This window comes from Rhizobium sp. AG855 (assembly GCF_003610655.1).
GTDB lineage: Bacteria > Pseudomonadota > Alphaproteobacteria > Rhizobiales > Rhizobiaceae > Allorhizobium > Allorhizobium wuzhouense.
The window spans coordinates 1,547,160-1,573,809 of the sequence record NZ_RAQG01000003.1; the positions used below are offsets into that span (position 1 = coordinate 1,547,160).

Consider the following 26,650-nt stretch of genomic DNA (forward strand, 5'->3'; position numbering starts at 1 on the left):
GGGCTTTTCGCTTGTTCCAGCAATACCTTGTCGCCATTGAGGCGGGGTGGCCGGCCCGATCAAGGCCGGCCTTCTGTCTCATTCAGCGGTGGGTTCGCCCTCGCCTGCAGCCTCGCCTGCAGCCGGGGTTTCGACACCTGCTTCGACGCCGGCCTCTGCCACGGCTTCGCCTTCAACCACTTCATCCTCGCCTTCCGGCTCGCTGATGCGCTCGACGGAGACGACCTTCTCGTCCTTGGCGGTGGAGAAGATGGTGACACCCTTCGTTGCGCGGCTGGCGATGCGGATGCCGTTAACAGGCACGCGGATCAGCTGGCCGCCGTCGGAAACCAGCATCAGCTGGTCCTTTTCTTCGACCGGGAAGGCGGCGACCAGTTCGCCGATTTCCGCCGTCTTCGAGGTGTCGGTGGCACGGATGCCCTTGCCGCCACGGCCCGAGGTGCGGAAATCGTAGGACGACGAGCGCTTGCCGAAACCCTTGACCGAGACGGTGAGCACGAACTGCTCGCGGGCCTTGAGTTCCTGATAGCGGTCTTCCGAGAGCTCGCCCTCTTCGACGACTTCCTCGCCGACCAGCGCGATATCGTCTTCATCAACGCCGCTCGCGCGACGTTCGACGGCAGAGCGCTTCAGGTAGGCTGCACGCTCCCACGGCTCGGCATCGACATGGCCGAGAATGGTCATCGAGATCAGACGGTCGGTTTCGGCGAGCGTCAGACCACGGACACCGATCGAGTTGCGGCCGGCAAAGACGCGGACCTCATCGACCGGGAAGCGGATTGCCTGGCCGAGGGCCGTCGTCAGCAACACGTCGTCATGCTCGGTGCAGGTTTCGACGCCGAGGATCTCGTCGCCCTCTTCCTCGAGCTTCATCGCGATCTTGCCGTTGCGGTTGACCTGGATGAAGTCGGACAGCTTGTTGCGGCGAACCGTGCCGCGGGTCGTCGAGAACATGACGTCTAGGTTCTGCCAGCTCGTCTCGTCCTCGGGCAGCGGCATGATCGAGGTGATGCGCTCGCCGGGTTCCAGCGGGAACATGTTGATCATCGCCTTGCCGCGCGAAGTCGGCGTGCCGATCGGCAGGCGCCAGACCTTTTCCTTGTAGACGATGCCACGCGAGGAGAAGAACAGCACCGGAGTATGGGTGTTGGCGACGAACAGACGGGTGGCGAAATCCTCGTCCTTCATCGTCATGCCGGAGCGGCCCTTGCCGCCGCGACGCTGGGCGCGATAGGTGGTGAGCGGCACGCGCTTGATGTAACCGGCATGCGACACGGTCACGACCATGTCTTCGCGGGCGATCAGATCCTCGTCGTCCATGTCAGGACCGCCTTCGACGATCTGGGTGCGGCGCGGGGTGCCGAATTCGTCGCGGATCGCGGCAAACTCGTCCTTGACGATGGTCTGGATGCGGACGCGCGACGACAGGATGTCGAGATAATCCGAAATCTCGGCGCCGATCTTGTTCAGTTCTTCGTCGATTTCATCGCGACCGAGAGCTGTCAGGCGGGCAAGACGCAGTTCGAGGATGGCGCGGGCCTGCTCTTCCGAAAGATTGTAGGTCAGGTCCTCGTTGATCCGGTGGCGCGGGTCGTCGATCAGTCGGATCAGCGCTTCCACGTCATGGGCCGGCCAGCGGCGCGTCATCAGCTGTTCGCGGGCGGTTGCCGGATCCGGCGCCTTGCGGATCAGCGCAATGACTTCATCGATATTGGCGACGGCGATCGCCAGACCCACCAAGACATGGGCGCGTTCGCGCGCCTTGCGCAGCAGGTATTTCGTGCGGCGGCTGACCACTTCCTCGCGGAAGGTGACAAAGGCCCTGAGCATGTCGAGCAGGGTCAGCTGTTCCGGCTTACCACCGTTCAGCGCCACCATGTTGCAGCCGAAGGAGGTCTGCAGCGGCGTGTAGCGATAAAGCTGGTTCAGGATGACATCGGCATTGGCATCGCGCTTCAACTCGATGACGACGCGGTAGCCGTCACGGTCGGACTCGTCACGCAGGTCGGAGATGCCTTCGATGCGCTTTTCACGCACCAGCTCGGCCATCTTCTCGATCATCGTCGCCTTGTTCACCTGATAGGGGATCTCGGTGATGATGATCTGTTCGCGGTCGCCGCGCATCGGCTCGACACGGGCGACGCCGCGCTGGATGACAGAGCCTCGGCCTGTCTCGTAAGCCGAGCGGATGCCCGAGCGGCCCAGGATCATCGCGCCGGTCGGGAAGTCGGGACCGGGGATGATCTGCATCAGTTCCGGCAGTTCGATCGCCGGATTGTCGATGAGGGCCGTGCAGCCGTCGAGGACTTCAACGAGATTGTGCGGCGGAATGTTCGTCGCCATGCCGACCGCGATGCCACCGGCGCCGTTGACCAGCAGGTTCGGGAACTTGGCAGGAACGACCACCGGCTCCGACATCGTGCCGTCGTAGTTGTCGCGGAAGTCGACGGTTTCCTTGTCGAGGTCGTCGAGCAGCGCATGTGACACCTTCTGCAGGCGGCATTCCGTGTAACGCTGGGCGGCCGGCGGATCACCATCAACCGAACCGAAATTGCCCTGGCCGTCGATCAGAGGCATGCGCAGCGACCACGGCTGCGCCATACGGGCGAGCGCGTCGTAGATCGCGGCATCGCCATGCGGGTGGTACTTACCCATGACGTCACCGGTGACGCGGGCGCTCTTGACGTATTTCTTGTTCCAGTCGAGGCCCAGCTCGTTCATCCCGTAGAGGATGCGTCGATGCACCGGTTTCAATCCGTCACGGACGTCCGGAAGGGCGCGGCTCACGATAACGCTCATGGCGTAATCGAGATACGACCGCTGCATTTCCTCCATGATGGAAATCGGCTGGATGTCGGACGGGAACTTGCCGCCGCCGGGAGTGCTTTGCTCAGTCAAATCAGGTCACGATCTCTGTTCGGAATCACTGGGGATTTTATAGCGGAACAGGCGCGAATGCGCCAATTTTGACCCGGGTTATAAACAGGCTTTTGCGGCCACGCAAAGGCATTCGGCATATTAGGGCAAGCCGGTCTCTTGCCAGCCGGAGCCGGCTTTGCCTTTATGGTCGCCAATCTGCAAGGAGACCCATGATGGCAGGTACCGAAACCATGATCAGCGCGCTCACCACCCTGCTGGTCACCGTCGACCCGCCGGGGCTGGCGCCGCTGTTCCTCGGACTGACCCAAGGCATGAACCAGGCGCAGCGCCGGCAGGTGGCCGTGCGCGGCGCGGTGATGGGGTTTGCCATCCTGACGGTCTTTGCGCTGTTCGGCGCCAGCATCCTCGGCGCGCTCGGGATCTCGATGGGCGCCTTCCGGATTGCCGGCGGCCTGATGCTGTTTGCCATCGCCTTCGAGATGATTTTCGAGAAGCGCAACGAACGCAAGGAAAAGACGACCGGTGACGCCATTACCAAGGATCACATTCACAATCTCGCGGTTTTCCCGCTCGCCATTCCCTTGATCGCCGGCCCGGGGGCCATTTCAGCGACCGTGCTGATCTCCGGGACCATGGAGGGATGGCTCGGAAAACTGCAGCTGATCATGGTGATCGGCGCCGTCCTTGGGCTGGTTTTCGTCTCGCTCTTCCTCGCAGACCGGCTCAATCGCTTCCTCGGCGTCACGGGTCGCGCCTTGCTCACCCGCCTGCTCGGCGTGCTTCTGGCCGCCCTTTCCGTCCAGTTCGTCGTCGACGGGATCAAATCGGCCTTCGGAGCCTGATGCTCCGAGGAGAGTTGCTCCTTTCGGCAATTGCCTAATTTCAGAATTACGACACGATCGCGCCCCTCCTGCCGGCAGCCGGCATGATCACTTCGGCACGAAAAAGGGAGCCAAAGCTCCCTTGGAAAATGCCAATCGGCTCGGATCAGAACGGGATGTCGTCATCCAGGTCGCGCGAGAAACCGCCAGACGGAGCGCTGCCGCCACGGCTTGCGCCGCCAGCCGAGCCGCCGCGCGAGGGGGCCGGAGCGCCGTAGCCACCGTCATATCCGCCACCGCTGCCGTAATCGGCGCCGCCGAAGTCGTTACCGCCACGCGCGCCTCCAGCGCCGTCGCCACGGCCGCCGAGCATGGTCAGGTTGCCGTTGAAGCCCTGCAGGACGACTTCGGTCGAATACCGATCATTGCCGTTCTGGTCCTGCCACTTGCGGGTCTGAAGCTGGCCCTCGACATACACCGTCGATCCCTTCTTCAGATACTGTTCGGCAACCTTGCACAGGCCTTCGTTGAAGATGACGACCTGGTGCCACTCGGTCTTTTCCTTGCGCTCGCCGCTGTTCTTGTCGCGCCAGCTTTCCGACGTCGCGATGCGCAGATTGGCGATCGGCCGGCCGTCCTGGGTCCGGCGAATTTCGGGATCGGCACCGAGATTGCCGATCAGAATGACCTTGTTGACGCTACCTGCCATGACACTCACCTTACTGCCGCGCCGCCGCGGCGTTCAAACTTCAATCAATTTGCACCTTATCCCATCGCTGGCGCGAATGGGCGCTTCGGGACTGTAATCCACAGAATGTGGGTCGCTGAAAAATGTTCTTTATTTGTTCTAGTATTTCCGTATGATCCTGTCAACAGAATCGAAATTCCGCAGTGACTGCCTCTTCCGCCTCGACTCGGGGCCATCGTTGACTACATAAGGACAGTTCTCCCAGGAACAGTCCCCTTCCCTTTGCCGATCAGAGCCTGACATGAGCGAACTCAAGACCATTTCCATCCGTGGCGCGCGCGAGCACAATCTGAAGGGCATCGACCTCGATCTGCCGCGCAACAGCCTGATCGTGATGACGGGGCTTTCCGGCTCCGGCAAGTCGTCGCTCGCCTTCGACACGATCTATGCCGAAGGGCAGCGGCGTTATGTCGAGAGCCTGTCAGCTTATGCCCGGCAGTTCCTCGAAATGATGCAGAAGCCGGATGTCGACCAGATCGAGGGTCTGTCGCCTGCGATCTCGATCGAGCAGAAGACGACCTCGCGAAACCCGCGCTCGACGGTCGGCACGGTCACCGAGATCTACGACTATATGCGTCTTCTGTTCGCGCGCGTTGGCGTGCCCTATTCGCCGGCGACGGGTCTGCCGATCGAGAGCCAGACGGTCAGCCAGATGGTCGACCGGATCCTGGCGCTGGAGGAAGGCACGCGTCTTTATATCCTCGCGCCGATGATCCGCGGCCGCAAGGGCGAGTACAAAAAAGAACTCGCCGAGCTGATGAAGAAGGGGTTCCAGCGCGTCAAGATCGACGGGCAGTTCTACGAGATCGCCGAGGCGCCGACGCTCGACAAGAAATACAAGCATGACATCGACGTGGTCGTGGATCGTGTCGTGGTGCGTCCGGATATCGCCAGCCGTCTGGCGGACAGTCTGGAGACGTGTTTGCGTCTCGCCGATGGGCTGGCCGTCGCGGAATATGCGGACAAACCTCTGCCCCCGGAAGAAACCTCTGCCGGCGGTTCGGCCAACAAGTCGCTGAACGAGACGCATGAACGGGTTCTCTTCTCGGAGAAATTCGCCTGCCCGGTCTCCGGCTTCACGATTCCGGAGATCGAGCCGAGGCTCTTTTCCTTCAACAATCCCTTCGGTGCCTGCCCGACCTGTGACGGTCTGGGATCCCAGCAGAAGATCGACGAGGCACTGATCGTGCCGGAGGCCAACCGCAAGCTGAACGACGGTGCGATTGCGCCCTGGGCCAAGTCGAGCTCCCCCTACTACAACCAGACGCTCGAAGCACTCGGCAAGGCCTTCGGCTTCAAGCTTACGTCGAAATGGTCGGATCTGTCACACGCCGCGCAGAAGGCGATCCTGCACGGCACGGAAGAGAAGATCGACTTCCACTACGCCGACGGCGCGCGCTCCTACACCACCACAAAAACGTTCGAGGGCATCGTGCCGAATCTCGAGCGGCGCTGGAAGGAGACCGACAGCGCCTGGGCGCGCGAGGAAATCGAGCGCTTCATGTCGGCGGCCCCCTGCCCGGCCTGCAACGGTTTTCGCCTGAAGCCCGAGGCGCTGGCGGTCAAGATCAACGGCCTGCATATCGGCCAGGTCACCGAGATGGCGATCCGCAATGCGGGTTCGTGGTTCGAAGACCTGCCGGCAAAGCTCACCGACAAGCAGAACGAGATCGCCGTCCGCATCCTGAAGGAGATCCGCGAGCGCCTGCGCTTCCTCAACGATGTTGGTCTCGACTATCTCTCGATGTCGCGCAATTCCGGCACACTGTCGGGCGGCGAGAGCCAGCGCATTCGTCTCGCATCGCAGATCGGCTCGGGCCTGACGGGTGTTCTCTACGTGCTCGACGAGCCGTCCATTGGGTTGCACCAGCGCGACAATGCGCGGCTTCTCGAAACGTTGAAGCATCTGCGTGACATCGGCAATACCGTGATCGTTGTCGAACATGACGAGGATGCGATCCTGACGGCCGACTATGTCGTCGATATCGGGCCGGCGGCCGGCATTCATGGTGGCCAGGTGATCGCGCAGGGTTCGCCGCAGGATATCATGGCCAACCCGAAATCACTGACCGGCAAGTACCTGACGGGCGAGATGGGGGTCAGTGTTCCCGCCCAGAGGCGCAAACCGAAGAAGGGCCAGCAGATCAAGGTCGTCGGGGCCAAGGGCAACAACCTGAAAAACGTTACGGCGGCCATTCCGCTTGGCGTGTTCACGGCTGTGACGGGTGTGTCGGGCGGCGGCAAGTCGACCTTCCTGATCGAGACGCTCTACAAGGCGGCCGCCCGCCGCGTCATGGGGGCTCGCGAAAACCCGGCCGAACACGAGCGCATCGACGGTTTCGAATTCATCGACAAGGTGATCGATATCGACCAGTCGCCGATCGGGCGCACGCCGCGCTCCAACCCGGCGACGTATACGGGTGCGTTTACGCCGATCCGCGACTGGTTCACCGGGCTTCCGGAGGCCAAGGCACGCGGCTATCAGGCCGGTCGCTTCTCGTTCAACGTCAAGGGCGGCCGCTGCGAAGCCTGCCAGGGCGATGGCGTGATCAAGATCGAGATGCACTTCCTGCCGGATGTCTATGTCACCTGCGACGTCTGCCACGGCAAGCGCTACAACCGCGAGACGCTCGACGTCACCTTCAAGGGCAAATCGATTGCCGACGTGCTCGACATGACGGTCGAGGAAGGTGTCGAGTTCTTCCAGGCGGTGCCGGCGGTGCGCGACAAGCTGCAGGCCCTGTTCGATGTCGGTCTCGGCTATATCAAGGTCGGCCAGCAGGCGAATACGCTGTCGGGTGGCGAGGCGCAGCGCGTCAAACTCGCCAAGGAGCTGTCGAAGCGCTCGACCGGGCGGACGCTCTACATCCTCGATGAGCCGACCACCGGCCTGCATTTCCATGACGTCGCCAAGCTACTGGAAATGCTGCAGGAACTGGTGAACCAGGGGAACAGTGTCGTCGTCATCGAACACAATCTCGAGGTCATCAAGACGGCCGACTATATCCTCGACTTCGGCCCCGAGGGCGGCGATGGCGGCGGCCAGATCGTGGCCCAGGGTACGCCGGAAGAAGTTGTGAAGGTCGAGGCGTCCTATACCGGGCAGTTCCTCAAGGAGCTGTTGCAGCGGCGGCCGGTGAAGAAGGTGCAGGCGGCGGAGTGAAGATATGAGCGGAACACTTCAGCGAATTGTCCGCCTGATCGGCGACAAGAAGCTAAGGGTTTCCGCTCATGCGTTACAGAAGCTGGTCAATGATGGTATTTTGATTGAGCCGCTGATTGACGGAATTTCTGGAGCTGTGCTGGTCCAAGATTACCCTGATTACTTCAAAGGACCTGCGGTACTCGTCTTGCAGATCGATGAAAATGGAATGCCGATCCATCTGGTTTGGGGCCTTCCTGCAGCAGCGCAAGAGCCTGCCGTCTTGGTGACGGCCTATCGTCCTGATCCCAGTCGATGGACGGATCATTTCTCGCGGAGGATTGTGAAATGACGACGACGTTGCAAATGGTCCGGGAGGGGGATCTCGCTGTTGAGGTGTCAGTTGCTCTGGATGACGTTGCCGGGTCTTGGGGTCCCTCTGTTGGTCTTGACGATATCCGGAAACTAGACCGCGCAAGAGAGGCGTTACGACGTGGGGACCTGCCAGCTGCCGCCCGTGAAGGACGGGTCTACCGGTTGGTGCTTCAAGATCTCAGCCAGGCGACAGGTTTCGGTGAAACAGAACAGGATGAATTGAAACCATGACCAAATCCGGCACGATCCGCTGCGGCATCGGGGGATGGACCTTCGATCCCTGGGATGACAGTTTTTACCCCTCCGATCTGGCGAAGAAGCGGCAGCTGGAATATGCGAGCCGTCAGTTGACGGCGATTGAGGTGAACGGCACCTATTATTCGAGCCAGAAGCCGGCGACCTTTGCCAAATGGGCCTCCGAAGTGCCCGATGATTTCGTCTTTTCCCTCAAGGCCAGCCGCTTCTGCACCAACAGGAAGATTCTGGCTGAGGCCGGGCCGTCGGTGGAGAAATTCCTGCACCAGGGTATCGAGGAACTCGGCTCCCATCTGGGGCCGATCCTCTGGCAGTTCATGGGTACGAAGAAATTCGATGCTGATGATTTCGAGGCGTTCCTCGGCCTTTTGCCGAAGACGCTCAATGGGCTGCCGCTCCGTCACGTCGTCGAGCCCCGGCATGAGAGTTTCCTCGTGCCCGAGTTCATCGAGATGCTGCGGCGGCACGAGGTTGCGGCGGTCTGCGCCGACCATCACGATTACCCGATGTTTGCGGATGCGACCGCTGATTTCGTCTATGCCCGCCTGCAGAAGGGAGCCGACGAGACGCCAACCTGCTATCCACCCAAGGAGATCGACCACTGGGGCGAGCGGTTCAAGACCTATGCTGCGGGCGGCGTGCCCGACGATCTGCCCTTGGTCGCCAAGGATGCTCCAGCGGCCAAGACGCCGCGCGATGTCTTTGCCTTCTTCATTTCCGGCGGAAAGGTGAATGCACCGAAGGGTGCAATGGCGCTGCAGAAGCGCGTCGGGTGAGCTCCAGCCGATTGCTGGCATCCGTCAATTTGTGACATTGGCGAAACTGGACTAGGCTCGGTCGCAGAGTCGCGGTCACGACCGCGATCTGGCCGGCATGCTCCCGCTTTTGGACGTGCGCGTCCAGACGTTTCGGGTTCGGGGCAAAGCCATGTCGGGTATCGCCGTCTTCATCCACCTCGCGGGCGCCGTCGCGCTGCTGCTCTGGGCAACCCGCCTGGTGCGCACTGGAATCGAACGCGCATATGGCGGCGTGTTGAAGGACAAGCTCCGGCTTGCCATCGGCAATCGTTTTTCGGCAGCCCTTGCCGGTTTTCTGTTTGCCGTGGCGTTGCAGAGCGCGACGGCGGTTGCGCTGATCGTCGCGTCGTTTACGGCCGCCGGTTACGTCACCTCCGCGATCGGGATCGCGACGCTGCTGGGCGCGGATTTCGGTTCGGCCTTTGTCGTGCGGATCCTGCGCTACGACCTGTCGCTGCTCATGCCAATTCTGCTTCTTGCCGGCACGGTCGCCTTTCGCGCCACGAATGCGCGGCACTGGCGCCAGCTTGGCCGCATCCTGTTCGGCCTCGGGCTTCTGCTGCTGTCGCTGCGGCTTATCGGCGAAGCGTCTGCGCCGCTGCGTGAGAGCCAGATCCTGCCCGTGCTGTTCAACTATCTCGCCGGTGACTGGATCAGTGCTTTCCTGCTGGCCGCCCTGCTCGCCTGGGCCTTCCATTCGAGCGTGGCAGCCGTGCTGTTGACCGCTTCCCTGGCTGACCAGCATCTAATCCCGGATGCGCTGATCATTCCGCTGGTGCTTGGCATCAATTTCGGCGCGGCCGTGATCGCCGCCCTGCTGACCAAGGCTTCCGATCCGCTGACGCGCGTGGTGCCGCTCGGCAATGTGGTTATCCGGGGCTTGATGACCCTGCTGGCGCTGGCACTGCAGTTCGCGGTGGTGGCCAGCCCCTCGCTGTTTTCGGCGCATCCCGGCGAAGCCGTGGTGCTGGTGCATCTGGCGATGAACGGCGCCGTGCTCGTGCTGGGCTTGCCGTTTGCCGGGGTGGTGGCGACCATGCTGGAACGCTTCGTCTCGGTGAGCCAGGGGCCTGCCGCCAATGACGATCGGCTCTCGGCGCTGAACCCGAGCGATCTCGGCAATCCCACACAAGCGATCAGCAATGCGACCCGCGAAGTGCTGACGGTCTGCGACAAGACGGAGATCATGCTGAACGGCATTTTCGAGCTGTTCGAGCACTGGGATCCCAAAAAGACCCAGCGGATCGAAACGCTGGACGACCAGATCGACGCGATCCATCGCGACATCAAATTCTATCTGGCGAAGATATCGGAAACGGCGCTCGACCAAACGTCCGCCGCGCAATGCCAGAACCTGCTCGGCGCGACGATCAAGATCGAACAGGCCGCCGACATCATCTCGCAGAACATGCTGACGCGAGCACGCAAGAAGAGCGAACGCAAGGCCTCCTTCTCGGCCGAAGGCTGGGCGGAACTTTGCGCGATGCACCACGAGGTGCTGCAGAACGCCCACCTCGCCTTCAATCTCCTGGTCACCCGTGATGTCGAGCATGCCCGCCAGCTGGTGGCGCGCAAGGAAGCAATCCGCAATCTCGTCAAGGCGAGCGAGGAGAAGCATCTGCAGAGGCTGCGCCAGGGTAATGCGGCGAGCTTCGATTCCAGTTCGCTGCATATCGACACGATGCGCGATCTCAAGGAGATCAACTCGCTCTTCGTCTCGATCGGCTATCCGCTGCTCGAGGGCGAAGGTCTGTTGCGGCGGAGCCGCCTGGTGCAGCCGGCCGAGCTTTAGGGAAAATCCCCTTATTCGGAGCCGGATCAGAGGGGCAGGACTGCACGCGCCAGATCTTCTGCCGTCAATCCCCGGCCAGCGCGCAGCGCCGCCTGACCATGCAGATACACGCCGGCACAAGCCGCCTCGAATGCCGGCAGCCCCTGGGTCATCAGTGCGCCGATGATCCCGGCCAGCACATCACCGGAACCGGCGGTGGCAAGGGTCGGGGGCGCGTGCTCCTCGATTGCCGCACGGCCATCCGGGGCGGCAATGACCGTGTCGGCACCTTTGTAGACGACCACCCCGCCGAGAGGGGATGCTGCGGCCAGAGCCTTGTCCGGTTTGCCTGCGGTTGCGTCTTTCGCGATTTCCGGGAAGAGCCGTGCGAATTCCCCTTCATGCGGCGTCACGACCAGCCGGGTTGCCTTGCCATCGAAGGCGGCGGCAAGCCTGTCGCGCTGCTCCCGGAAGGCGGTGATGCCGTCGGCGTCGAGGACTAGGCATCGACCGGCATGGCCGAGACGGAGTGCAAAGTCGCGTGCCCTTTCGGGATCACCGAAGCCGGGGCCAAGCACGAAGTTCTGGCGGCGCGGATCCTGCAGATAGGCCTCAAGGTCATCTGCCGTGTCGAGCCGCGCCAGCATGATGGCGGTCAGATGAACGGCATTGGCCGCGATGGCGGCTGCGGGCGAGGCCATGGTGACAAGCCCTGCCCCGGCCTTCAGTCCGGCCATGGCGCTGAGGCGGGCCGCACCGGTTGCGATATCCGGCCCGGAGAAGACCGTGAGATGGCCGCGCCGGTATTTGTGGTCGGCTGCGTCCAGTGCGCGATGACGGTCCTGCCAGAGAGCCGCGCCGTTGACGCAAAGCGGGCCGGCCTCGGCCGCGACCTGGCGCCAGGGAATGCCGATGTCAAAAACTTCGACCTCTCCGCACAGGTCGCGCCCCGGCAGCAGAACATGCCCAGGTTTGCGCGCCATGAAGGTGACCGTACGGGCGGCACGGAATGCGGCGCCGCGCACCTGCCCTGTCGCCCCGTCGAGGCCCGACGGCAGGTCGACGGCGATCACAGCAATCCGGGCGCTGCTCACGCGATGGATTACCTCGGCGACCTCTGAGGGCACGTCGCGTGCCAGCCCGGCACCGAACAAGGCGTCTATGACGACATCCCCGTCGGCTGGGAGATAGTTGGCGATATCCTGCGAGACACCAGAATAGGCAGCACGGGCCACCGCCGCATCCCCTCTCAATCTTGAGGGGTCGCCGAAGTGAAAGACGGCAATGGCTGTGCCTGAGCGTGCCAGCGCCTCTGCGCAGACATACCCATCGCCGCCATTGTTGCCTGGCCCGCACAAGACGACATAACGCATGGCCTGCGGGTAGAGGCGGAGTGCCGCCGCCGCGACCGCCTCGCCCGCCCGAAGCATCAGTCCGAAGCTGTCCTGCCCAGTTGCGGCTGCGGCCGCATCCACGCGAGCCATGGCAATGGGTGTCAACAAGAGGGAGTGTTTCGCGGGGATCATGGGCAAACTTAGATCAGAAATCCGGAAAAATTCAAACAGGCACGATTTTGTGCATATGCGTATGCCTTAATAATATTCATTTGCTTATTTGATAGCCACCACGGGCGCGAATTGCGGATCGGCGGCAAGGACTTAGCGCACCCGGCCATTCTGAAAAAAGATCGGCGAAAATCCATATTTTCACACGGCTGGGCTGGCTTTTCAGGCGGAATTGACAGAGATTTGGGCCGCCGGATGGGCGAAGCGAGGAATTTTGCGGTTTTTTGGCGAAAGACTGGCACGTTCCATGCATTCAATCCGGCGAACGGGGCTCATCCTGTTCATTGAGGGAAGCGGAGAGAAATTTTCTCATGAAAAAGATCGAAGCGATCATAAAGCCTTTCAAGCTCGACGAAGTGAAGGAAGCCCTTCAGGAAGTCGGCCTGCAGGGTATCACCGTGACGGAAGCCAAGGGTTTCGGTCGCCAGAAGGGCCACACCGAGCTCTATCGCGGCGCGGAATACGTGGTTGACTTCCTGCCGAAGGTGAAGGTCGAAGTGGTGCTGGCGGACGAAAACGTGGAAGCGGTGATCGACGCCATCCGCAACGCGGCCCAGACTGGCCGCATCGGAGACGGCAAGATCTTCGTCTCCAACGTCGAGGAAGTGGTCCGTATCCGGACCGGCGAGACCGGCATCGACGCCATCTAGCCAGACCCGGCACCTAGGGAGGCCGGGTTCATATCGTCAGCTCTTGCGAGGAAGAAAACAACATGACGACCGCAAACGATATTCTGAAACAGATCAAGGACAACGACGTCAAATTCGTCGACCTGCGCTTCACCGACCCGAAGGGCAAGCTGCAGCATGTCACCATGGACATCGCCTGCGTCGACGAGGACATGTTCGCCGACGGCGTGATGTTCGACGGCTCTTCGATCGGCGGCTGGAAGGCCATCAACGAGTCCGACATGGTGCTGATGCCAGACCCGGCGACCGTCCATATGGACCCCTTCTTCGCCCAGTCGACCATGGTCATTCTCTGCGACATCCTCGATCCGGTTTCGGGCGAAGCCTATAACCGTGACCCGCGCGGCACCGCAAAGAAGGCAGAAGCCTATCTGAAGGCATCCGGCATCGGCGACACCATCTTCGTCGGCCCGGAAGCGGAATTCTTCATCTTCGACGACGTCAAATACAAGGCCGATCCGTACAATACCGGATTCAAGCTCGACTCGACCGAACTTCCGTCGAATGACGACACCGACTACGAGACCGGCAATCTGGGCCATCGCCCGCGCGTCAAGGGTGGCTACTTCCCGGTTCCGCCGATCGACAGCTGCCAGGACATGCGCTCGGAAATGCTGACGGTGCTTTCGGAAATGGGCGTCGTCGTCGAAAAGCACCACCACGAGGTGGCGGCTGCCCAGCACGAGCTCGGCATCAAGTTCGACACGCTGGTGCGCAACGCCGACAAGATGCAGATCTACAAGTATGTCGTGCACCAGGTCGCCAATGCCTATGGCAAGACGGCCACCTTCATGCCGAAGCCGATCTTCGGCGACAACGGTTCGGGCATGCATGTGCATATGTCGATCTGGAAGGACGGCAAGCCGTCGTTCGCCGGTGACGAATATGCCGGCCTGTCGGAAAGCTGCCTCTACTATATCGGCGGCATCATCAAGCATGCCAAGGCGATCAACGCCTTCACCAACCCGTCGACCAACTCCTACAAACGTCTGGTTCCGGGTTATGAAGCACCGGTTCTGCTCGCCTATTCGGCCCGTAACCGCTCGGCCTCGTGCCGCATTCCCTTCGGCTCGAACCCGAAGGCCAAGCGCGTCGAAATCCGCTTCCCGGACCCGACGGCCAACCCCTATCTCGGCTTTGCCGCGATGCTGATGGCCGGCCTCGACGGCATCAAGAACAAGATCCATCCGGGCAAGGCCATGGACAAGGATCTTTACGACCTGCCGCCGAAGGAGCTGAAGAAGATCCCGACCGTCTGCGGTTCGCTGCGCGAAGCACTCGAAAGCCTGGACAAGGATCGCAAGTTCCTGACCGCCGGCGGCGTCTTCGACGACGACCAGATCGATTCGTTCATCGACCTGAAGATGCAGGAAGTCATGCGCTTCGAGATGACCCCGCATCCGGTCGAATACGACATGTACTACTCCGTTTGATCGGCAACGATCCGACAGCCAAAAATGCGCCGGCGGTACATCCGCCGGCGTTTTTCGTTGTTGGCGTACCGGAACGCCAAAGAGGCGCTTTCGGTGAGGCCGGCCGGTCGATAGCGTGAGGGCCTTCGCGCGACGCAGCCTGCGCCCCGCCTGCTTTTGAAGGCCCACCTGCCGCAATGACCCCTGATACGAAGCCAGCTCCGATCCATGCCCCCTCGCCGCGCCTTCTCGACTGGATGCTGTTCCTGCTGGCGCCGGTGTTCTTCTCGTCCAACCTGATCTTCGGGCGCGGGATTACCGGCGAGATGGGGCCCTTCACCACGGCGCTGATCCGCTGGGCCGGATCGGCGCTGATCATGTCGCCGATCGTCTGGCATCACCGGCAGCACTGCATCACCTTCGTGCGACGCCACACGCTGCTCTGGCTGGTGCTCGGCATTCTCGGCATGGGGATCTGTGGTGGCGGCGTCTACTGGGCACTGACACTGACGACGGCCTCCAATGCGACGCTGATCTACACGACGTCGTCGCTGTTCATCATCCTGCTTGAATGGCTGTTCTGGGGACGCAGGATCAGCGTACGGGAGATCGCCGGCATGGTGATCGCCTTTGCCGGTGTCGCCACCATCGTGCTTAAAGGCGACCTTTCGGCCATCCTGCATCTGCGCTTCAATCTCGGCGACCTTGCGATACTGGCGGCCGCCATCTCCTTCGCGATCTATTCTATCCTTTTGCGCCGCCCCAGCATTCGTGCCATGCCGCCGTTGCCGCTGTTCGGACTGCTGGCGCTCTCAGGTGCGATCGTGCTCGTACCGCCGGGGCTCATCGAGATCGTGTCCGGTGGACTGTTGCCGGATACGCCCAAGGATTTCGCCATGCTGGGCGGCATCATCCTCTTTGCCTCGCTCGCGGCCTTCTACTGCTTCCAGCATGCGGTGCATGTCTTCGGTCCGCGTATTGCCGGCATGACGCTCTACCTGATGCCGCCTATGTCGATCCTGATGGCGGTCACCTTCCTTGGCGAGACATTCGAGCGCTGCCACGCTGTCGGCATCGTGACGGTCACGGCAGGTCTGGTTCTGGCCACGGCTCCGAAAAGGAGGGCCTGAATAATCGGCATGGAAACTGCATGCCTTGATTTCGCGGGGGCTTCTTCCCAAATAAATGAGGGAAAGGAAATAAAGCCATGAAACAACGAAGCGCTAAATTTGGTATCGGGGATGTCGTCCGGCACAAGGTCTTTCCGTTCCGCGGCGTCATCTTCGATGTAGATCCGGAATTTGCCAATTCCGAGGAATGGTGGAATGCAATCCCGGCCGAAGTTCGGCCCGCCAAGGATCAGCCCTTCTATCATCTTCTCGCGGAAAACGCCGAGACCGAATATGTGGCCTATGTCTCCGAGCAGAATCTGGAGACGGATGAAAGCGAGGAGCCGCTGCGCAATCCGCAGATCCAGCAGATCTTCGAGCCGCAGCAGACCGGTCGTTACAAGCCCCGGATGAACTACGCCCACTAACTCAGGCGTGATACCGCAGCACCCCAAACGAAAGCGCCCGCGTCGGTTCGACGCGGGCGCTTTTTTATCCGATCGACGATCAGAAAATGATCAGTTGCCCTGCTTGGCGGCGTTCTGGGCGTCGGTGATCGCCTTGTTACGCTCTTCCTGCTTCTTCTGCATGGCTTCCTGCAGCATGCGCTGACGCTCTTCGGCCTGCGACTGCGACATCGCCTCGCCATCGAAGGCGCCGGTGAAGCCTTCCAGCGGGATCTTGATCGGGTTTGGCGCGCGGCGGAAGTTGATCGAGGTGAAGACCACGTTGCCACCCTTCTTCAGGCTCGCGATGATCGCGTCCGTCAGCGGGATTTCGGCGGTGCAGCGGTCCGGCAGGCAGACTGCGTAATCGAGCTTGGTGCCCTTGGCATCGTCGATCTGCATCAGGACGCCCGGCGGGATGAGACGCGCCGACGGAACCGTCACCTGCAGCAGCTTGCGGTTGACCTTGCCCTCGACCGTGATGAGGCCAACGGCGGTGATCAGCTGGCCATTGGCGGCAACGAGCTGGTTCTGGACGACGCAAATATCCGATTCTTCCTGCTTGGAGCAGGTCTTGAACCATTTGGCCGGGGCCTGAGCCGCCGCATCCTGAGCCTGGGCTGCAGCCGGCATGGCTGCAGCCGCGAAGGACAGTGCGAGTGCAGACAGAGCCGTCCGCGTGGCGTTGTTAAGTGTGAACATCATTCGTATTCCGTCTCCTGAAAACCCCTGTCGCGCGGACTTTATGCCGCGTCATTCACCGATCGTGCTTGTCGCTCACCTGTCGTCCAAATGAGGCAAATGCATGGCCTGGCGATCCGGCCATCGTGTTACATCGCGGCGGCCGGAATATCCAGCTTTTCTTTGCTCGGCCGCGATTCGACGCCCGTCTAATTCACATGGGCATGTGTTGGATTTGTGGTGACTGTGGTAGCCTCCCCCACCTTTGAGATTCCATATCCGGGAGGATCGTCACCTTGCGTCGACTGCTGTTTAGCCTGCTTTTCCTGCCGCTTGCGACCTTCGCCACCTCCGATTCCATGGCCGAACCGGTGCACGGCATTGCGATGCACGGCAAGCCCGCGATCACAGATGACGCGCCGGCTTTGCCCTATGTCCAGCCGGGTGTGAAGAAAGGCGGCAAGGTCAATTACGGCGTCGTCGGAACGTTCGACGCGATGAACCCCTTTGTTTTGAAGGGAATGCGCACCACGGCCCGGGGCGTCTGGGACCCAGAATTCGGCAACCTCCTCTACGAGACCTTGATGACCCGCTCGGCAGACGAGCCGTTCACGCTCTACGGGTTGCTCGCTGAAAGCGTCGAATGGGATGCCGACCGGACCTATGTGCAGTTCAACCTCAATCCGAAGGCGCATTGGAACGATGGTCAACCGGTCACGCCCGAGGACGTGATCTTCAGCTTCGAACTTCTGCGCGACAAGGGACGTCCTCCGTTCAACTCGCGTCTGGCTTCGGTCGAGAAGATGGAAAAGGTCGGCGAGCACGGAATCAAGTTTACCTTCAACGAGAAGGCGAACCGCGAAACGCCGCTGATCTTTGCGTCCTCGACACCGATCCTGCCCAAACATGCGATCGATGCTGCGACCTTCGAGCAGGCAGGGCTGGCGATCCCGGTCGGATCGGGTCCCTACAAGGTCAAGGAGCTGAAGCCGGGCGAGAAGGTCACGTGGGTGCGTGATCCTGACTACTGGGGCAAGGATATTCCGTCCAAGATCGGCTTCGACAATTATGACGAGATCACCGTCACATACTTCCTTCAGGAAGCGACGCTGTTCGAGGCCTTCAAGAAAGGCGATATCGACATCTATCCGGAAGGCGATTCCAATCACTGGCAGCGGGCTTACGATTTCCCGGCTGTGACGGAGGGCGATGTGATCAAGGAAAGTTTCAAACCCGGCCTGCCCTCGGGCATGCTCGGCTTCGTCTTCAACACGCGCCGGCCGATCTTTGCCGATGGCAAGGTACGCGAGGCGATCAGCACGGCCTTCGACTTCGAATGGCTGAACAAGACGCTCTACAACGGCGCCTTCACACGCACGCAGAGCTATTGGCAGAATTCCGCGCTCGGCGCCTATGGCAATGCCGCGGATGACAAGGAACTGGCATTGCTCGGGCCCGCCAAGGATAAGCTGTCGCCGGAGATTCTCGCTGGGACCTACACGCAATCGGCCACGGACGGCTCCGGCGGCGACCGGAAAGCGCTGTCCAAGGCGGTGAAGCTGTTTGCCGAAGCGGGCTACAAGATCCAGGGTGGCAAGATGCTGGATTCCGCCGGCAAACCGCTTGCCTTCGAGGTGATGACCCAGAACGAAGGCCAGGAGAAGATGGCGCTCGCCTTCCAGCGGACGCTGAAGCTGATCGGCATCGACATGGGCATCCGCACGGTCGACGACGCCCAGTATCAGGCGCGGTCGAACAGTTTCGACTACGACATGATCATCAAGTCCTATACCTCGTCGCTCTCGCCGGGTGCCGAGCAGGTCAATCGCTGGGGTTCCGAATCAAGGGATGCTCCAGGCAGCTTCAATTATGCCGGCGTTGCCGATCCCGATATCGACCGGATGATCGAGGCCCTGCTGCAGGCGCGTGAGCCCGAGGATTTTCAGGCGGCTGTTCGTGCCTATGACCGCCTGCTGGTCGCCGGCCACTATGTCGTGCCGCTCTATCACCTGGGCGAACAATGGGTGGCGCGCTGGAAGCATATCGGCCGGCCCGAGGCTGTTCCGCTCTACGGCTATCAGCGTCCGACCTGGTTTGACGCACGGGTGCAGTAAACAGCGCAGCGACAAAGCGTTTCACGGGTCGGGGGCTTGTTCCCGGCCCGTTTTGATTTAAGTGACGGATCACAGCCGAGCCTCGCCCCAGGAAGGAAGACATCATGGACCGCATCACCATCGACCTCGTATCGGACGTTGTCTGCCCCTGGTGTTATCTCGGCAAGGCGCGACTGGAACTGGCGCTGGCGGAGGTTCAGGACGAAGTGAGCGTCGACATCAACTGGCGCCCTTATCAGCTTAACCCCGACTACCCGCCCGAGGGTGTCGACCAGCAGGTCGAACTCGCCAAGAAGCTGGGCGGCAAGGAGAACATGGATCGTGGTCATGCGCAGCTGCGCGCGCTTGGTGCCGAGGTCGGCATCCAGTTCGATTTCGATGCGATCAAGATCGGCCCGAACACGCTCGATGCGCACCGGCTGATCCACTGGGCCGGCCAGGAAAGCCGCGAGACGCAGGGGCGCGTCGTCGACCTTCTGTTCAAGGCCAATTTCGAGCAGGGCCGGAATGTCGGCGACCCGGCGGTGCTCCTCGACATCGCAACCGAAGCCGGGCTGTCACGCCCGGTGATCGAATCGCTGCTGGCCGGCGATGCGGACGTGAGCCACGTGCTGTCGGAAGTCGAGGCCGCCAAGCAGATGGGCGTCAATGGCGTGCCCTTCTTCATCTTCGACCAGCAATATGCTGTGAGCGGCGCCCAACCGCCGGCGGAACTCGCCAATGCGCTGCGCGAAATCGCCAAGGCGAAAGCCGAGGCGCTGCGCAATCTGAATTGACGCTGTGGGCGAACACAACTATCCCGGTGAGGTAACCTCCTCCCCGGGATCAGCATCTTGTCTTCAGACACGACCTTCAAAGGCGTCCTGCTCGCCTTCATCTGTTTTGCCGCCTATTCCTTCAGCGACGCCTCGGTGAAGCTCGTCGAGGGACGTGTGCCGCCCTTCGAGGCCGGTTTCATTGGCAGCCTGTTCGGCTTCCTCGCCATCCCCTTCCTGATGAAGCGCGGCGACCGCTATACGGATCTGGTGCGCAGCACCAACTGGCCTCTGTGGGGCCTGCGCTTCGTCTGCTCGGCCGTCGGCACGGTCGGCAGCATCGTCGCCTTTACCCAGCTTTCGATGGCGGAAGCCTTCTGCCTGATCTTCCTGCTCCCGAGTTTCGCGACGATCATGTCGGTGATCTTCCTCAAGGAGCAGGTGGGTATCAAGCGCTGGGCGGCCGTGCTGATCGGCTTCCTCGGCGTGCTCGTTGTCCTCAGACCGGGCTTTCGCGAGCTGCAAATCGGACATCTGGCAGCGCTGATCTCGGGCTTTGCCGGCGCCATCACAATCATCATCTTCCGTGCCATGGGCCCGCAAGAGCGGAATATCTCGCTCTATGGCGCCGGCCTGCTCGGCAGCGTGATCATCTGTGCGGCATTTTCATTGCCAGACTTCCAGGCGCCCGACGGCTATGACCTGATGCTGCTCGCCGCCTTCGGTCTGTTTCAGGCCGTCGGCAATGTGTTCATGATGCTGGCTTCGTTTTATGCACCTGCCCCGATCGTCGGGCCGATCCAGTACAGCCAGATGCTCTGGGCGATCCTGCTGGGTTACCTCGTCTTCGGCGACAAGGTCGATTCGCCAATGGCGATCGGCATCGCGCTGATTGTGGGATCGGGGCTATTGACGCTGACGAGAGAGCGTAAGCGCGGTGTGGCCCTCCCGCCGCCGGTGGCCGGCAAGACGGATGCGGCGCTGGCAATCAAGCCGGAACAGTCCGAGAGCTAGTGTGAACAGGCCGGAGTGCCCGCCCTCGCCTCACCCTGCCTTTGCCAGTTCCGCCAGCTGCGTCATGACCACGGCCGCGCCTGACAGCCGCTTTTCCGGTGTCGGCAGGTCGCGGGTCAGGAACACCGAGTGGTCGGGCCGGATCTTCGCCATCGTGCCCTGCTTGGCGATATAGCCGACCAGCGCTGCCGGATTGGGGAACTGTTTGCCGCGGAACTGGACGACGACGCCCTTGGGGCCGGCTTCCAGCTTTTCGACATTGGCTCTGCGGCAGAGCGCCTTGATGTAGACGACCTTCAACAGATGCTGGACCTCGATCGGCATGGGGCCGAAGCGGTCGATCATCTCGGCGCCGAAGGCATCGATCTCGTTCAATTCGGTGATCTCGCCGAGGCGACGATAGAGACCGAGGCGCAAGTGCAGGTCGGGGACGTAATCATCCGGGATCATCACCGATGTGCCGACCTGGATCTGCGGGGACCAGCCGGTGTCGTGGACCTCATCGACACCCTTCACCTCGGCGACCGCCTCTTCCAGCATCTGCTGATAGAGCTCGAAGCCGACTTCCTTGATATGACCTGACTGCTCCTCGCCGAGAAGATTGCCCGCACCGCGGATATCGAGGTCATGGCTTGCGAGCTGGAAGCCGGCGCCGAGCGTGTCGAGCGACTGCAGGACCTTGAGACGCCGCTCGGCACCTGCCGTCAGCACCTTGTTGACCGGCAGCGTGAGCAGCGCGAAGGCGCGCACCTTAGAGCGGCCGACGCGGCCGCGGATCTGGTAGAGCTGGGCGAGCCCGAACATGTCGGCGCGGTGGACGATGAGCGTGTTGGCTGTCGGTACATCGAGACCCGATTCCACGATCGTGGTGGAGAGCAGCACGTCGTAGCGGCCTTCATAGAAGGCGTTCATGATGTCTTCGAGCTCACCGGCGGCCATCTGGCCATGGGCGACAGCGACCTTCAGTTCCGGCACGTTTTCATCGAGGAAACTCTTGATGTCGGCGAGGTCTGACAGACGAGGGCAGACGTAAAAGCTCTGGCCGCCGCGATAATGTTCTCGCATCAGCGTTTCGCGGATGACCAATGGATCAAACGGCGAGATGAAGGTGCGGACCGCCATGCGGTCGACCGGTGGCGTGGTGATCAGCGAGAGTTCGCGCACACCGGTCATGGCGAGCTGCAGGGTCCGCGGGATCGGGGTTGCCGAAAGCGTCAGGACGTGGACGTCCGACTTCAGCTCCTTCAGCCGTTCCTTGTGCTTGACGCCAAAATGCTGCTCCTCGTCGATGATCAGCAGACCCAGATTGGCAAAGTTGACCCCGGAGCCGAGCAGCGCATGCGTGCCGACGACGATATCGGTCTTGCCTTCGGCGACCTCCTTCTTGACGAGGTTCAGCTCCTTCGTCCCAACGAGGCGCGAGGCCTGCTGGATTCGGATCGGCAGGCCACGGAAGCGTTCTGAGAAGGTCTTGAAATGCTGGCGGGCGAGCAGTGTGGTGGGCACGACCACTGCCACCTGGATGCCGTTCATCGCGGCGATGAAGGCGGCGCGCAGCGCCACTTCCGTCTTGCCGAATCCGACGTCGCCGCAGACGAGGCGGTCCATGGGCCGGCCGGCGCCGAGGTCGGAGCGGACGGATTCGATCGCCGTTTCCTGGTCTTCCGTCTCGTCATAGGGGAAACGAGCGGCGAATTCGTCGTAGAGGCCTTCCTGGGTGGTGAGGACAGGGGCAGACCGGGTCATACGTTCGGCAGCGATGCGGATCAGGGCACCCGCCATATCGAGCAGGCGCTTCTTGAGCTTCGCCTTGCGCATCTGCCAGGCGCCGCCGCCCAGCTTGTCGAGCTGGACCTCGGTCGCCTCGCCGCCGTAACGCGAGAGCAGATCGATGTTTTCGACCGGCAGGAAGAGCTTGGCGTCGTCGGCATAGCGCAGTTCGAGGCAGGCATGCGGGGCGCCTGCTGCTTCAATGGTGCGCAGGCCGACAAAGCGGCCGATGCCGTGTTCGGCATGGACGACGATCGAACCTTCGTCGATGCCGGCGACCTCGGAGATGAAATCGGCGGCGCGCTTGCGGCGCTTGGAGCGGCGGACCATGCGATCGCCGAGAATGTCCTGTTCACCGATGACAACGAGATTGCCGGCCTCGAAGCCGCCTTCGAGACTGAGGACGGCGGTGCCTGCCTCCCCCTTCTTCAGCTTGTCGACATCCTTCAGAGCCGCGACCGGCACCAGCTTTTCGAGGCCGTGTTCGGCAAGTACCTGCAGCAAGCGGTCGAGCGAGCCTTCCGACCAGCCGGAGACCACCACCTTGGCGCCAGCGGCGCGCTTGTCGGCGATATAAGTGACGGCCTGGCCGAAGACGTTGGTGCGATTGCCTTCCTCGCTGGCTTCGTTGGCAGACTTTGCCCAGCGCGGCGTTGGCCGCGCATCGATCTCGATCACAATCCGGCTTTCGCCGCCGTGCTCGGCAAAGGGCGTGATGCGGATCGGATCAAAAGCGTCGAGCGTCTTGCCGAATTCACCGGCGCCGAGATAGAGCCGCTCCGGCGGAACCGGCTTGTAGGGCGTGCCCTGGGAGAGATGGCCCTTGCCCGGCGTCGCAGAATTGAGGCGCGCCTCGTAGTAGTCGCGGATCAGTTTGGCGCGCTCTTCGGCCGCTTCACGTACGGTATGGTCGATGACCATACGGAAGCCGCGCAGATAGTCGAAGACCGTCTCCAGCCGATCATGAAAGAGCGGCAACCAGTGCTCCATGCCGGCATAGCGGCGCCCTTCGGAAACGGCCGCATAGAGCGCGTCGTCGCGGGTCGCAGCGCCGAACAGCGAGAGGTAGTTCTTCCGGAAACGGCTGATGGTCTCCGGCGTCAGCGTCACCTCGCTCATCGGGTTGAGATCGAGAGAGCGAACCTGACCGATGGTGCGCTGGCTCGCCGGATCGAAAGAGCGGATGCTTTCGAGCGTATCACCGAAGAAATCGAGACGAACGGGTTCTTCCGAACCGGGCACGAAGACATCCAGAATGCCGCCCCGGACGGCGAATTCGCCGACCTCGCGCACGGTCGCGACGCGGTCGAAGCCGTTCTGTTCCAGGCGCAGGGCAATGTCGTCCATACGGACCTGATTACCGGGGCGTGCCGAAAATCCCAGGCTCTCGATTGTCTCGGCAGGCGCCAACTTCTGCAGCATCGCATTGACGGTGACCAGAACGATGGCTGGATGCGGCTTGTGGGTGAGCGAAATCAGCCCCGACAGCGCTGACAGCCGGCGGGCGGACACGTCGGCCGAGGGCGAGACGCGGTCATATGGCAGACAGTCCCAGGCCGGCAGGCTCATGACCGGAATGTCGGGGGCGGCAAAGCTGAGTGTCTGTTCGAGGTTCTGCAGCCGCTGCCCGTCGGAGACGACATAGGCAACAGGCCGGCCCTCGCGCGCGAGTTCGGCAAGGATGAAGGCATCCATGCCGTCGGGCACATGGGAGAGCGTCAGCGCGGATTGGGCGTCGACAATCCGCTTTACATCGATCAGGGACATCATCGGTTACTTTGCGAAGGTTTCGTCACCCGTGACCGGCGAAAAATCCGGCCGGAGGGCGGCAATGCGTTCGAACAGCGGCGTCTGGAGATGGGGCGGCACCGTTTCGGCGCCGGTAATGTAGCGGACGAGATCGTTATCCTCCTCGGCCATGATGTGCTCGAGTTCGTCGAGCTGCTCGTCGGTGAGCTGCCCGATCTCGGCCTCGCAGAACTGGCCGAGCATCAGATCCATTTCGCGGATGCCGCGATGCCAGGCACGGAACAGGATACGCCGCCGGCGCGCATCGAGGTCGGCACTGCTTCTCACCAGTCCAGTCATCAGTAGATCCTTCCAGGTCTTCGCGCCTCTATAGAGCAGGCTTTCGCAATTGTCAGCTTGCCAAGGGTGCAATTCCCGAGGCATTTTGCCCGCATCATGCGCCCTCACTTGCTCGATCCCCTCTTTGCCTCCGTCGCGTCCCTCACCGGAGTCGGCCCCAAGCTTGCCCAGTTGCTTGCGACCCTGCTCGGGCGCGAGGATGCGGAGGATGCGCGGGTGGTGGACCTCTTGTTTCTCGCGCCGCACCGGCTGATCGACCGACGCCATCAGCCGGGCATCGCCTATGCGCAACAGGGCGCGCTGGTCACGATCACCGGCCGCGTCGACCGACACCTGCCACCGCCGAACGGCAAGAGCAACATGCCCTATCGCGTGATGCTGCATGACGAGACCGGGGAACTGGCGCTCACCTTCTTCCGGGTCAAGGGCAACTGGCTGGAAAAGGCCCTGCCGGTCGACGAGACCGTGATGGTGTCGGGCAAGGTCGACTGGTTCAACGGTCGGCCCTCGATGGTGCATCCCGATCTGATGGTGAAGGCGAGCGAGGCGGAGAACCTGCCGCTGGTCGAGCCGGTCTATCCGCTGACGGCGGGGCTCGGACCCAAGGTGCTGCGCAAGGCGGTCGAAGCCGCCGTCGAGAAGATGCCGGAGCTTGCGGAATGGGCAGATCCCGCGCTTGTGACAAAACAAGGCTTCGCCGGCGTTCGCGACAGCCTCGTCGCGCTCCACAATCCGCGCGACGAGAAGGACATCGATCCCCAGGCTCCGGCGCGAAGACGTCTTGCCTATGACGAATTTCTCGCCGGTCAGGTGTCGCTCGCGCTGGTGCGGCAGAAGTTGCGGCGGGTGCCGGGCGTGCCAATCAAGCCGACCGGGGAACTCAGCGGCAAGATCCGCGCTGCCCTGCCCTTCACGCCGACCAACAGCCAGGTGGTGGCGATCGAGGAGATCCTGAAGGACATGGCGTCTGACCAGCGCATGCTGCGGCTGGTTCAGGGCGATGTCGGTGCCGGCAAGACGCTGGTGGCGCTGTTTGCCATGGCGGCGGCCGTGGAAGCCGGCGGACAGGCGGTCCTGATGGCGCCGACGGAAATTCTGGCGCGGCAGCATCATGCGACAATCTTGAAACTCGGCGCGCCCGCCGGTCTCAGGATCGAGGTTCTGACCGGGCGGACCAAGGGCAAGGAGCGCGAGGCAATCCTGGAGCGCATCGCTTCCGGCGAGGCACAGATCGTCATCGGCACCCATGCGCTGTTCCAGGACACGGTGACCTACAGGAACCTGACGCTGGCCGTGGTCGACGAGCAGCATCGCTTCGGCGTGCATCAGCGCCTCAGACTGACCTCCAAGGGCATCTCGCCGCATATGCTTGTCATGACGGCTACGCCGATCCCGCGCACGCTGGTGCTGGCCGCCTTCGGCGACATGGACGTCTCCAAGCTCACCGAGAAGCCGGCCGGCCGCAAGCCGATCCAGACGGTGACGGTACCCACCGAGCGGGTGCCCGATGTCATCGAGCGGCTGCGATCCGCCATTGCCGAGGGCAAGAAGGCCTACTGGATTTGCCCGCTGGTGGAGGAGACGGAAGAAAGCGAGCTGATGTCGGCGGAAGAGCGGCAGGCGGTGCTGGCGCAATTCATCAAGGCGCCGATCGGGCTGGTGCATGGGCGCATGGCTGGACCGGAAAAGGATGCGGCCATGCTCGCCTTCAAGAATGGTGAGACGCGGTTACTGGTGGCGACCACCGTCGTCGAGGTCGGCGTCGATGTGCCGGATGCGACGATCATGGTGATCGAACATGCCGAGCGTTTCGGACTGGCGCAGTTGCACCAATTGCGCGGCCGTGTCGGGCGTGGCGACGAGGCATCAAGCTGCATCCTCCTCTACAAGGGGCCGCTTGGCGAAACCGGCAAGGCGCGGCTGTCGATCCTGCGCGATTCGGAGGACGGTTTCCTGATCGCCGAGGAGGATCTGAAACTGCGCGGCGAAGGGGAATTGCTGGGGACGCGGCAGTCCGGCACGCCTGGGTTCAAGATCGCCAGTCTGGAGCATCATGGCGACCTGCTGGAGATTGCCCGCAAGGATGCGGCCTATCTGCTGGATCGGGATCCCGAACTGACCTCCGAACGTGGAGAGGCGGTGCGCACGCTGCTCTATCTGCATCGCCGCGACGAGGCTATCCGTTTCCTGCATGCAGGCTGACGGTCCCTCAAGGTCG

The 26,650-nt window shown here is 62.1% G+C and carries 20 protein-coding genes; 14 read left to right on the forward strand and 6 right to left on the reverse strand.

The genetic code is table 11. The annotated features are described in order from the left end of the window. Window positions 1–78: 78 nt before the first annotated feature. Window positions 79–2,898: a DNA gyrase subunit A gene (gene gyrA, locus DFO46_RS07500; RefSeq protein ID WP_120276874.1), complete on the reverse strand. Its 2,820-nt coding sequence runs from the start codon at window positions 2,896–2,898 to the stop codon at window positions 79–81. Between the two features lie 194 nt (window positions 2,899–3,092). Here gyrA and DFO46_RS07505 point away from each other — a divergent pair, with 194 nt between their 5' ends. Further along, a complete protein-coding gene (locus tag DFO46_RS07505) occupies window positions 3,093–3,722 on the forward strand; it encodes a MarC family protein (RefSeq protein ID WP_120278175.1) in 630 nt (209 codons plus the stop codon). A 145-nt stretch (window positions 3,723–3,867) separates the two neighbouring features. Here DFO46_RS07505 and DFO46_RS07510 read toward each other — a convergent pair whose 3' ends face one another. After that, window positions 3,868–4,410, reverse strand: coding sequence for a single-stranded DNA-binding protein (locus tag DFO46_RS07510; RefSeq protein ID WP_110790451.1), 543 nt, complete (start codon window positions 4,408–4,410; stop codon window positions 3,868–3,870). A gap of 280 nt (window positions 4,411–4,690) precedes the next feature. On the opposite strand from DFO46_RS07510, the gene uvrA reads away from it, so the two are divergent. The 5 genes from uvrA to DFO46_RS07535 all read left to right on the forward strand — a co-directional run bounded on the left by uvrA (window position 4,691) and on the right by DFO46_RS07535 (window position 10,810). Further along, on the forward strand, window positions 4,691–7,612 hold the full coding sequence (uvrA, locus tag DFO46_RS07515; RefSeq protein ID WP_120276875.1) for an excinuclease ABC subunit UvrA: 2,922 nt from the start codon (window positions 4,691–4,693) through the stop codon (window positions 7,610–7,612). A 4-nt stretch (window positions 7,613–7,616) separates the two neighbouring features. Then, a complete protein-coding gene (locus DFO46_RS07520) occupies window positions 7,617–7,943 on the forward strand; it encodes a DUF4258 domain-containing protein (protein WP_120276876.1) in 327 nt (108 codons plus the stop codon). Further along, window positions 7,940–8,197, forward strand: a complete 258-nt coding sequence (locus tag DFO46_RS07525) for a hypothetical protein (protein WP_110790448.1) — start codon at window positions 7,940–7,942, stop codon at window positions 8,195–8,197. The genes DFO46_RS07520 and DFO46_RS07525 overlap by 4 nt, the downstream gene beginning before the upstream one ends. Next, window positions 8,194–8,997 (forward strand): DUF72 domain-containing protein, encoded by an 804-nt coding sequence (locus tag DFO46_RS07530; protein ID WP_120276877.1) that lies wholly within the window; start codon window positions 8,194–8,196, stop codon window positions 8,995–8,997. Before DFO46_RS07525 ends, DFO46_RS07530 begins: the two co-directional genes overlap by 4 nt. Before the next feature lie 151 nt (window positions 8,998–9,148). Beyond that, entirely contained in the window at window positions 9,149–10,810 is a 1,662-nt protein-coding gene (locus DFO46_RS07535; RefSeq protein WP_120278176.1) for a Na/Pi cotransporter family protein, read from the forward strand. A gap of 26 nt (window positions 10,811–10,836) precedes the next feature. Here the strand turns inward: DFO46_RS07535 and DFO46_RS07540 are convergent, their stop codons facing one another. Continuing rightward, a complete protein-coding gene (locus DFO46_RS07540) occupies window positions 10,837–12,315 on the reverse strand; it encodes an NAD(P)H-hydrate dehydratase (RefSeq protein ID WP_245422529.1) in 1,479 nt (492 codons plus the stop codon). A gap of 350 nt (window positions 12,316–12,665) precedes the next feature. Between DFO46_RS07540 and DFO46_RS07545 the strand changes: the two genes are divergently transcribed. The 4 genes from DFO46_RS07545 (at window position 12,666) to hspQ (ending at window position 15,992) form a co-directional block, all read left to right on the forward strand. After that, window positions 12,666–13,004 (forward strand): P-II family nitrogen regulator, encoded by a 339-nt coding sequence (locus DFO46_RS07545; protein WP_006727717.1) that lies wholly within the window; start codon window positions 12,666–12,668, stop codon window positions 13,002–13,004. A gap of 62 nt (window positions 13,005–13,066) precedes the next feature. Further along, complete coding sequence (gene glnA, locus DFO46_RS07550; protein ID WP_110790445.1) at window positions 13,067–14,476, forward strand: type I glutamate--ammonia ligase; 1,410 nt, start codon at window positions 13,067–13,069, stop codon at window positions 14,474–14,476. A gap of 176 nt (window positions 14,477–14,652) precedes the next feature. Beyond that, on the forward strand, window positions 14,653–15,585 hold the full coding sequence (locus tag DFO46_RS07555; protein ID WP_120276879.1) for a DMT family transporter: 933 nt from the start codon (window positions 14,653–14,655) through the stop codon (window positions 15,583–15,585). Between the two features lie 77 nt (window positions 15,586–15,662). Then, entirely contained in the window at window positions 15,663–15,992 is a 330-nt protein-coding gene (hspQ, locus tag DFO46_RS07560) for a heat shock protein HspQ (protein WP_120276880.1), read from the forward strand. A gap of 90 nt (window positions 15,993–16,082) precedes the next feature. Here hspQ and DFO46_RS07565 read toward each other — a convergent pair whose 3' ends face one another. Next, window positions 16,083–16,715, reverse strand: a complete 633-nt coding sequence (locus DFO46_RS07565) for an invasion associated locus B family protein (RefSeq protein ID WP_110790442.1) — start codon at window positions 16,713–16,715, stop codon at window positions 16,083–16,085. Window positions 16,716–17,050: 335 nt separating this feature from the next. Here DFO46_RS07565 and DFO46_RS07570 point away from each other — a divergent pair, with 335 nt between their 5' ends. The 3 genes from DFO46_RS07570 (at window position 17,051) to DFO46_RS07580 (ending at window position 20,574) form a co-directional block, all read left to right on the forward strand. After that, entirely contained in the window at window positions 17,051–18,805 is a 1,755-nt protein-coding gene (locus DFO46_RS07570) for an extracellular solute-binding protein (protein ID WP_183041928.1), read from the forward strand. Between the two features lie 104 nt (window positions 18,806–18,909). Further along, the gene (locus tag DFO46_RS07575; protein WP_110790440.1) at window positions 18,910–19,581 is read left to right on the forward strand and encodes a DsbA family oxidoreductase; all 672 of its coding nucleotides are present in this window, start codon (window positions 18,910–18,912) and stop codon (window positions 19,579–19,581) included. Between the two features lie 57 nt (window positions 19,582–19,638). After that, complete coding sequence (locus DFO46_RS07580; protein ID WP_120276882.1) at window positions 19,639–20,574, forward strand: DMT family transporter; 936 nt, start codon at window positions 19,639–19,641, stop codon at window positions 20,572–20,574. Between the two features lie 30 nt (window positions 20,575–20,604). Here the strand turns inward: DFO46_RS07580 and mfd are convergent, their stop codons facing one another. Both mfd and DFO46_RS07590 read right to left on the reverse strand, forming a co-directional pair. Further along, complete coding sequence (gene mfd, locus DFO46_RS07585; RefSeq protein ID WP_120276883.1) at window positions 20,605–24,114, reverse strand: transcription-repair coupling factor; 3,510 nt, start codon at window positions 24,112–24,114, stop codon at window positions 20,605–20,607. Between the two features lie 3 nt (window positions 24,115–24,117). Continuing rightward, window positions 24,118–24,432 (reverse strand): succinate dehydrogenase assembly factor 2, encoded by a 315-nt coding sequence (locus DFO46_RS07590; protein WP_120276884.1) that lies wholly within the window; start codon window positions 24,430–24,432, stop codon window positions 24,118–24,120. Between the two features lie 96 nt (window positions 24,433–24,528). Between DFO46_RS07590 and recG the strand changes: the two genes are divergently transcribed. Further along, window positions 24,529–26,634, forward strand: a complete 2,106-nt coding sequence (recG, locus tag DFO46_RS07595; protein WP_120276885.1) for an ATP-dependent DNA helicase RecG — start codon at window positions 24,529–24,531, stop codon at window positions 26,632–26,634. Window positions 26,635–26,650 lie beyond the last annotated feature (16 nt).

Bases quoted from the DNA above. Each gene is read 5' to 3' on its own strand.
- DFO46_RS07505 (WP_120278175.1), top strand. From the start codon at position 3,093: ATGGCAGGTACCGAAACCATGATCAGCGCGCTCACCACCCTGCTGGTC.
- DFO46_RS07510 (WP_110790451.1), bottom strand. From the start codon at position 4,410: ATGGCAGGTAGCGTCAACAAGGTCATTCTGATCGGCAATCTCGGTGCC.
- uvrA (WP_120276875.1), top strand. From the start codon at position 4,691: ATGAGCGAACTCAAGACCATTTCCATCCGTGGCGCGCGCGAGCACAAT.
- DFO46_RS07520 (WP_120276876.1), top strand. From the start codon at position 7,617: ATGAGCGGAACACTTCAGCGAATTGTCCGCCTGATCGGCGACAAGAAG.
- DFO46_RS07525 (WP_110790448.1), top strand. From the start codon at position 7,940: ATGACGACGACGTTGCAAATGGTCCGGGAGGGGGATCTCGCTGTTGAG.
- DFO46_RS07530 (WP_120276877.1), top strand. From the start codon at position 8,194: ATGACCAAATCCGGCACGATCCGCTGCGGCATCGGGGGATGGACCTTC.
- DFO46_RS07535 (WP_120278176.1), top strand. From the start codon at position 9,149: ATGTCGGGTATCGCCGTCTTCATCCACCTCGCGGGCGCCGTCGCGCTG.
- DFO46_RS07540 (WP_245422529.1), bottom strand. From the start codon at position 12,315: ATGATCCCCGCGAAACACTCCCTCTTGTTGACACCCATTGCCATGGCT.
- DFO46_RS07545 (WP_006727717.1), top strand. From the start codon at position 12,666: ATGAAAAAGATCGAAGCGATCATAAAGCCTTTCAAGCTCGACGAAGTG.
- glnA (WP_110790445.1), top strand. From the start codon at position 13,067: ATGACGACCGCAAACGATATTCTGAAACAGATCAAGGACAACGACGTC.
- DFO46_RS07555 (WP_120276879.1), top strand. From the start codon at position 14,653: ATGACCCCTGATACGAAGCCAGCTCCGATCCATGCCCCCTCGCCGCGC.
- hspQ (WP_120276880.1), top strand. From the start codon at position 15,663: ATGAAACAACGAAGCGCTAAATTTGGTATCGGGGATGTCGTCCGGCAC.
- DFO46_RS07565 (WP_110790442.1), bottom strand. From the start codon at position 16,715: ATGATGTTCACACTTAACAACGCCACGCGGACGGCTCTGTCTGCACTC.
- DFO46_RS07570 (WP_183041928.1), top strand. From the start codon at position 17,051: ATGGCCGAACCGGTGCACGGCATTGCGATGCACGGCAAGCCCGCGATC.
- DFO46_RS07575 (WP_110790440.1), top strand. From the start codon at position 18,910: ATGGACCGCATCACCATCGACCTCGTATCGGACGTTGTCTGCCCCTGG.
- mfd (WP_120276883.1), bottom strand. From the start codon at position 24,114: ATGATGTCCCTGATCGATGTAAAGCGGATTGTCGACGCCCAATCCGCG.
- DFO46_RS07590 (WP_120276884.1), bottom strand. From the start codon at position 24,432: ATGACTGGACTGGTGAGAAGCAGTGCCGACCTCGATGCGCGCCGGCGG.
- recG (WP_120276885.1), top strand. From the start codon at position 24,529: ATGCGCCCTCACTTGCTCGATCCCCTCTTTGCCTCCGTCGCGTCCCTC.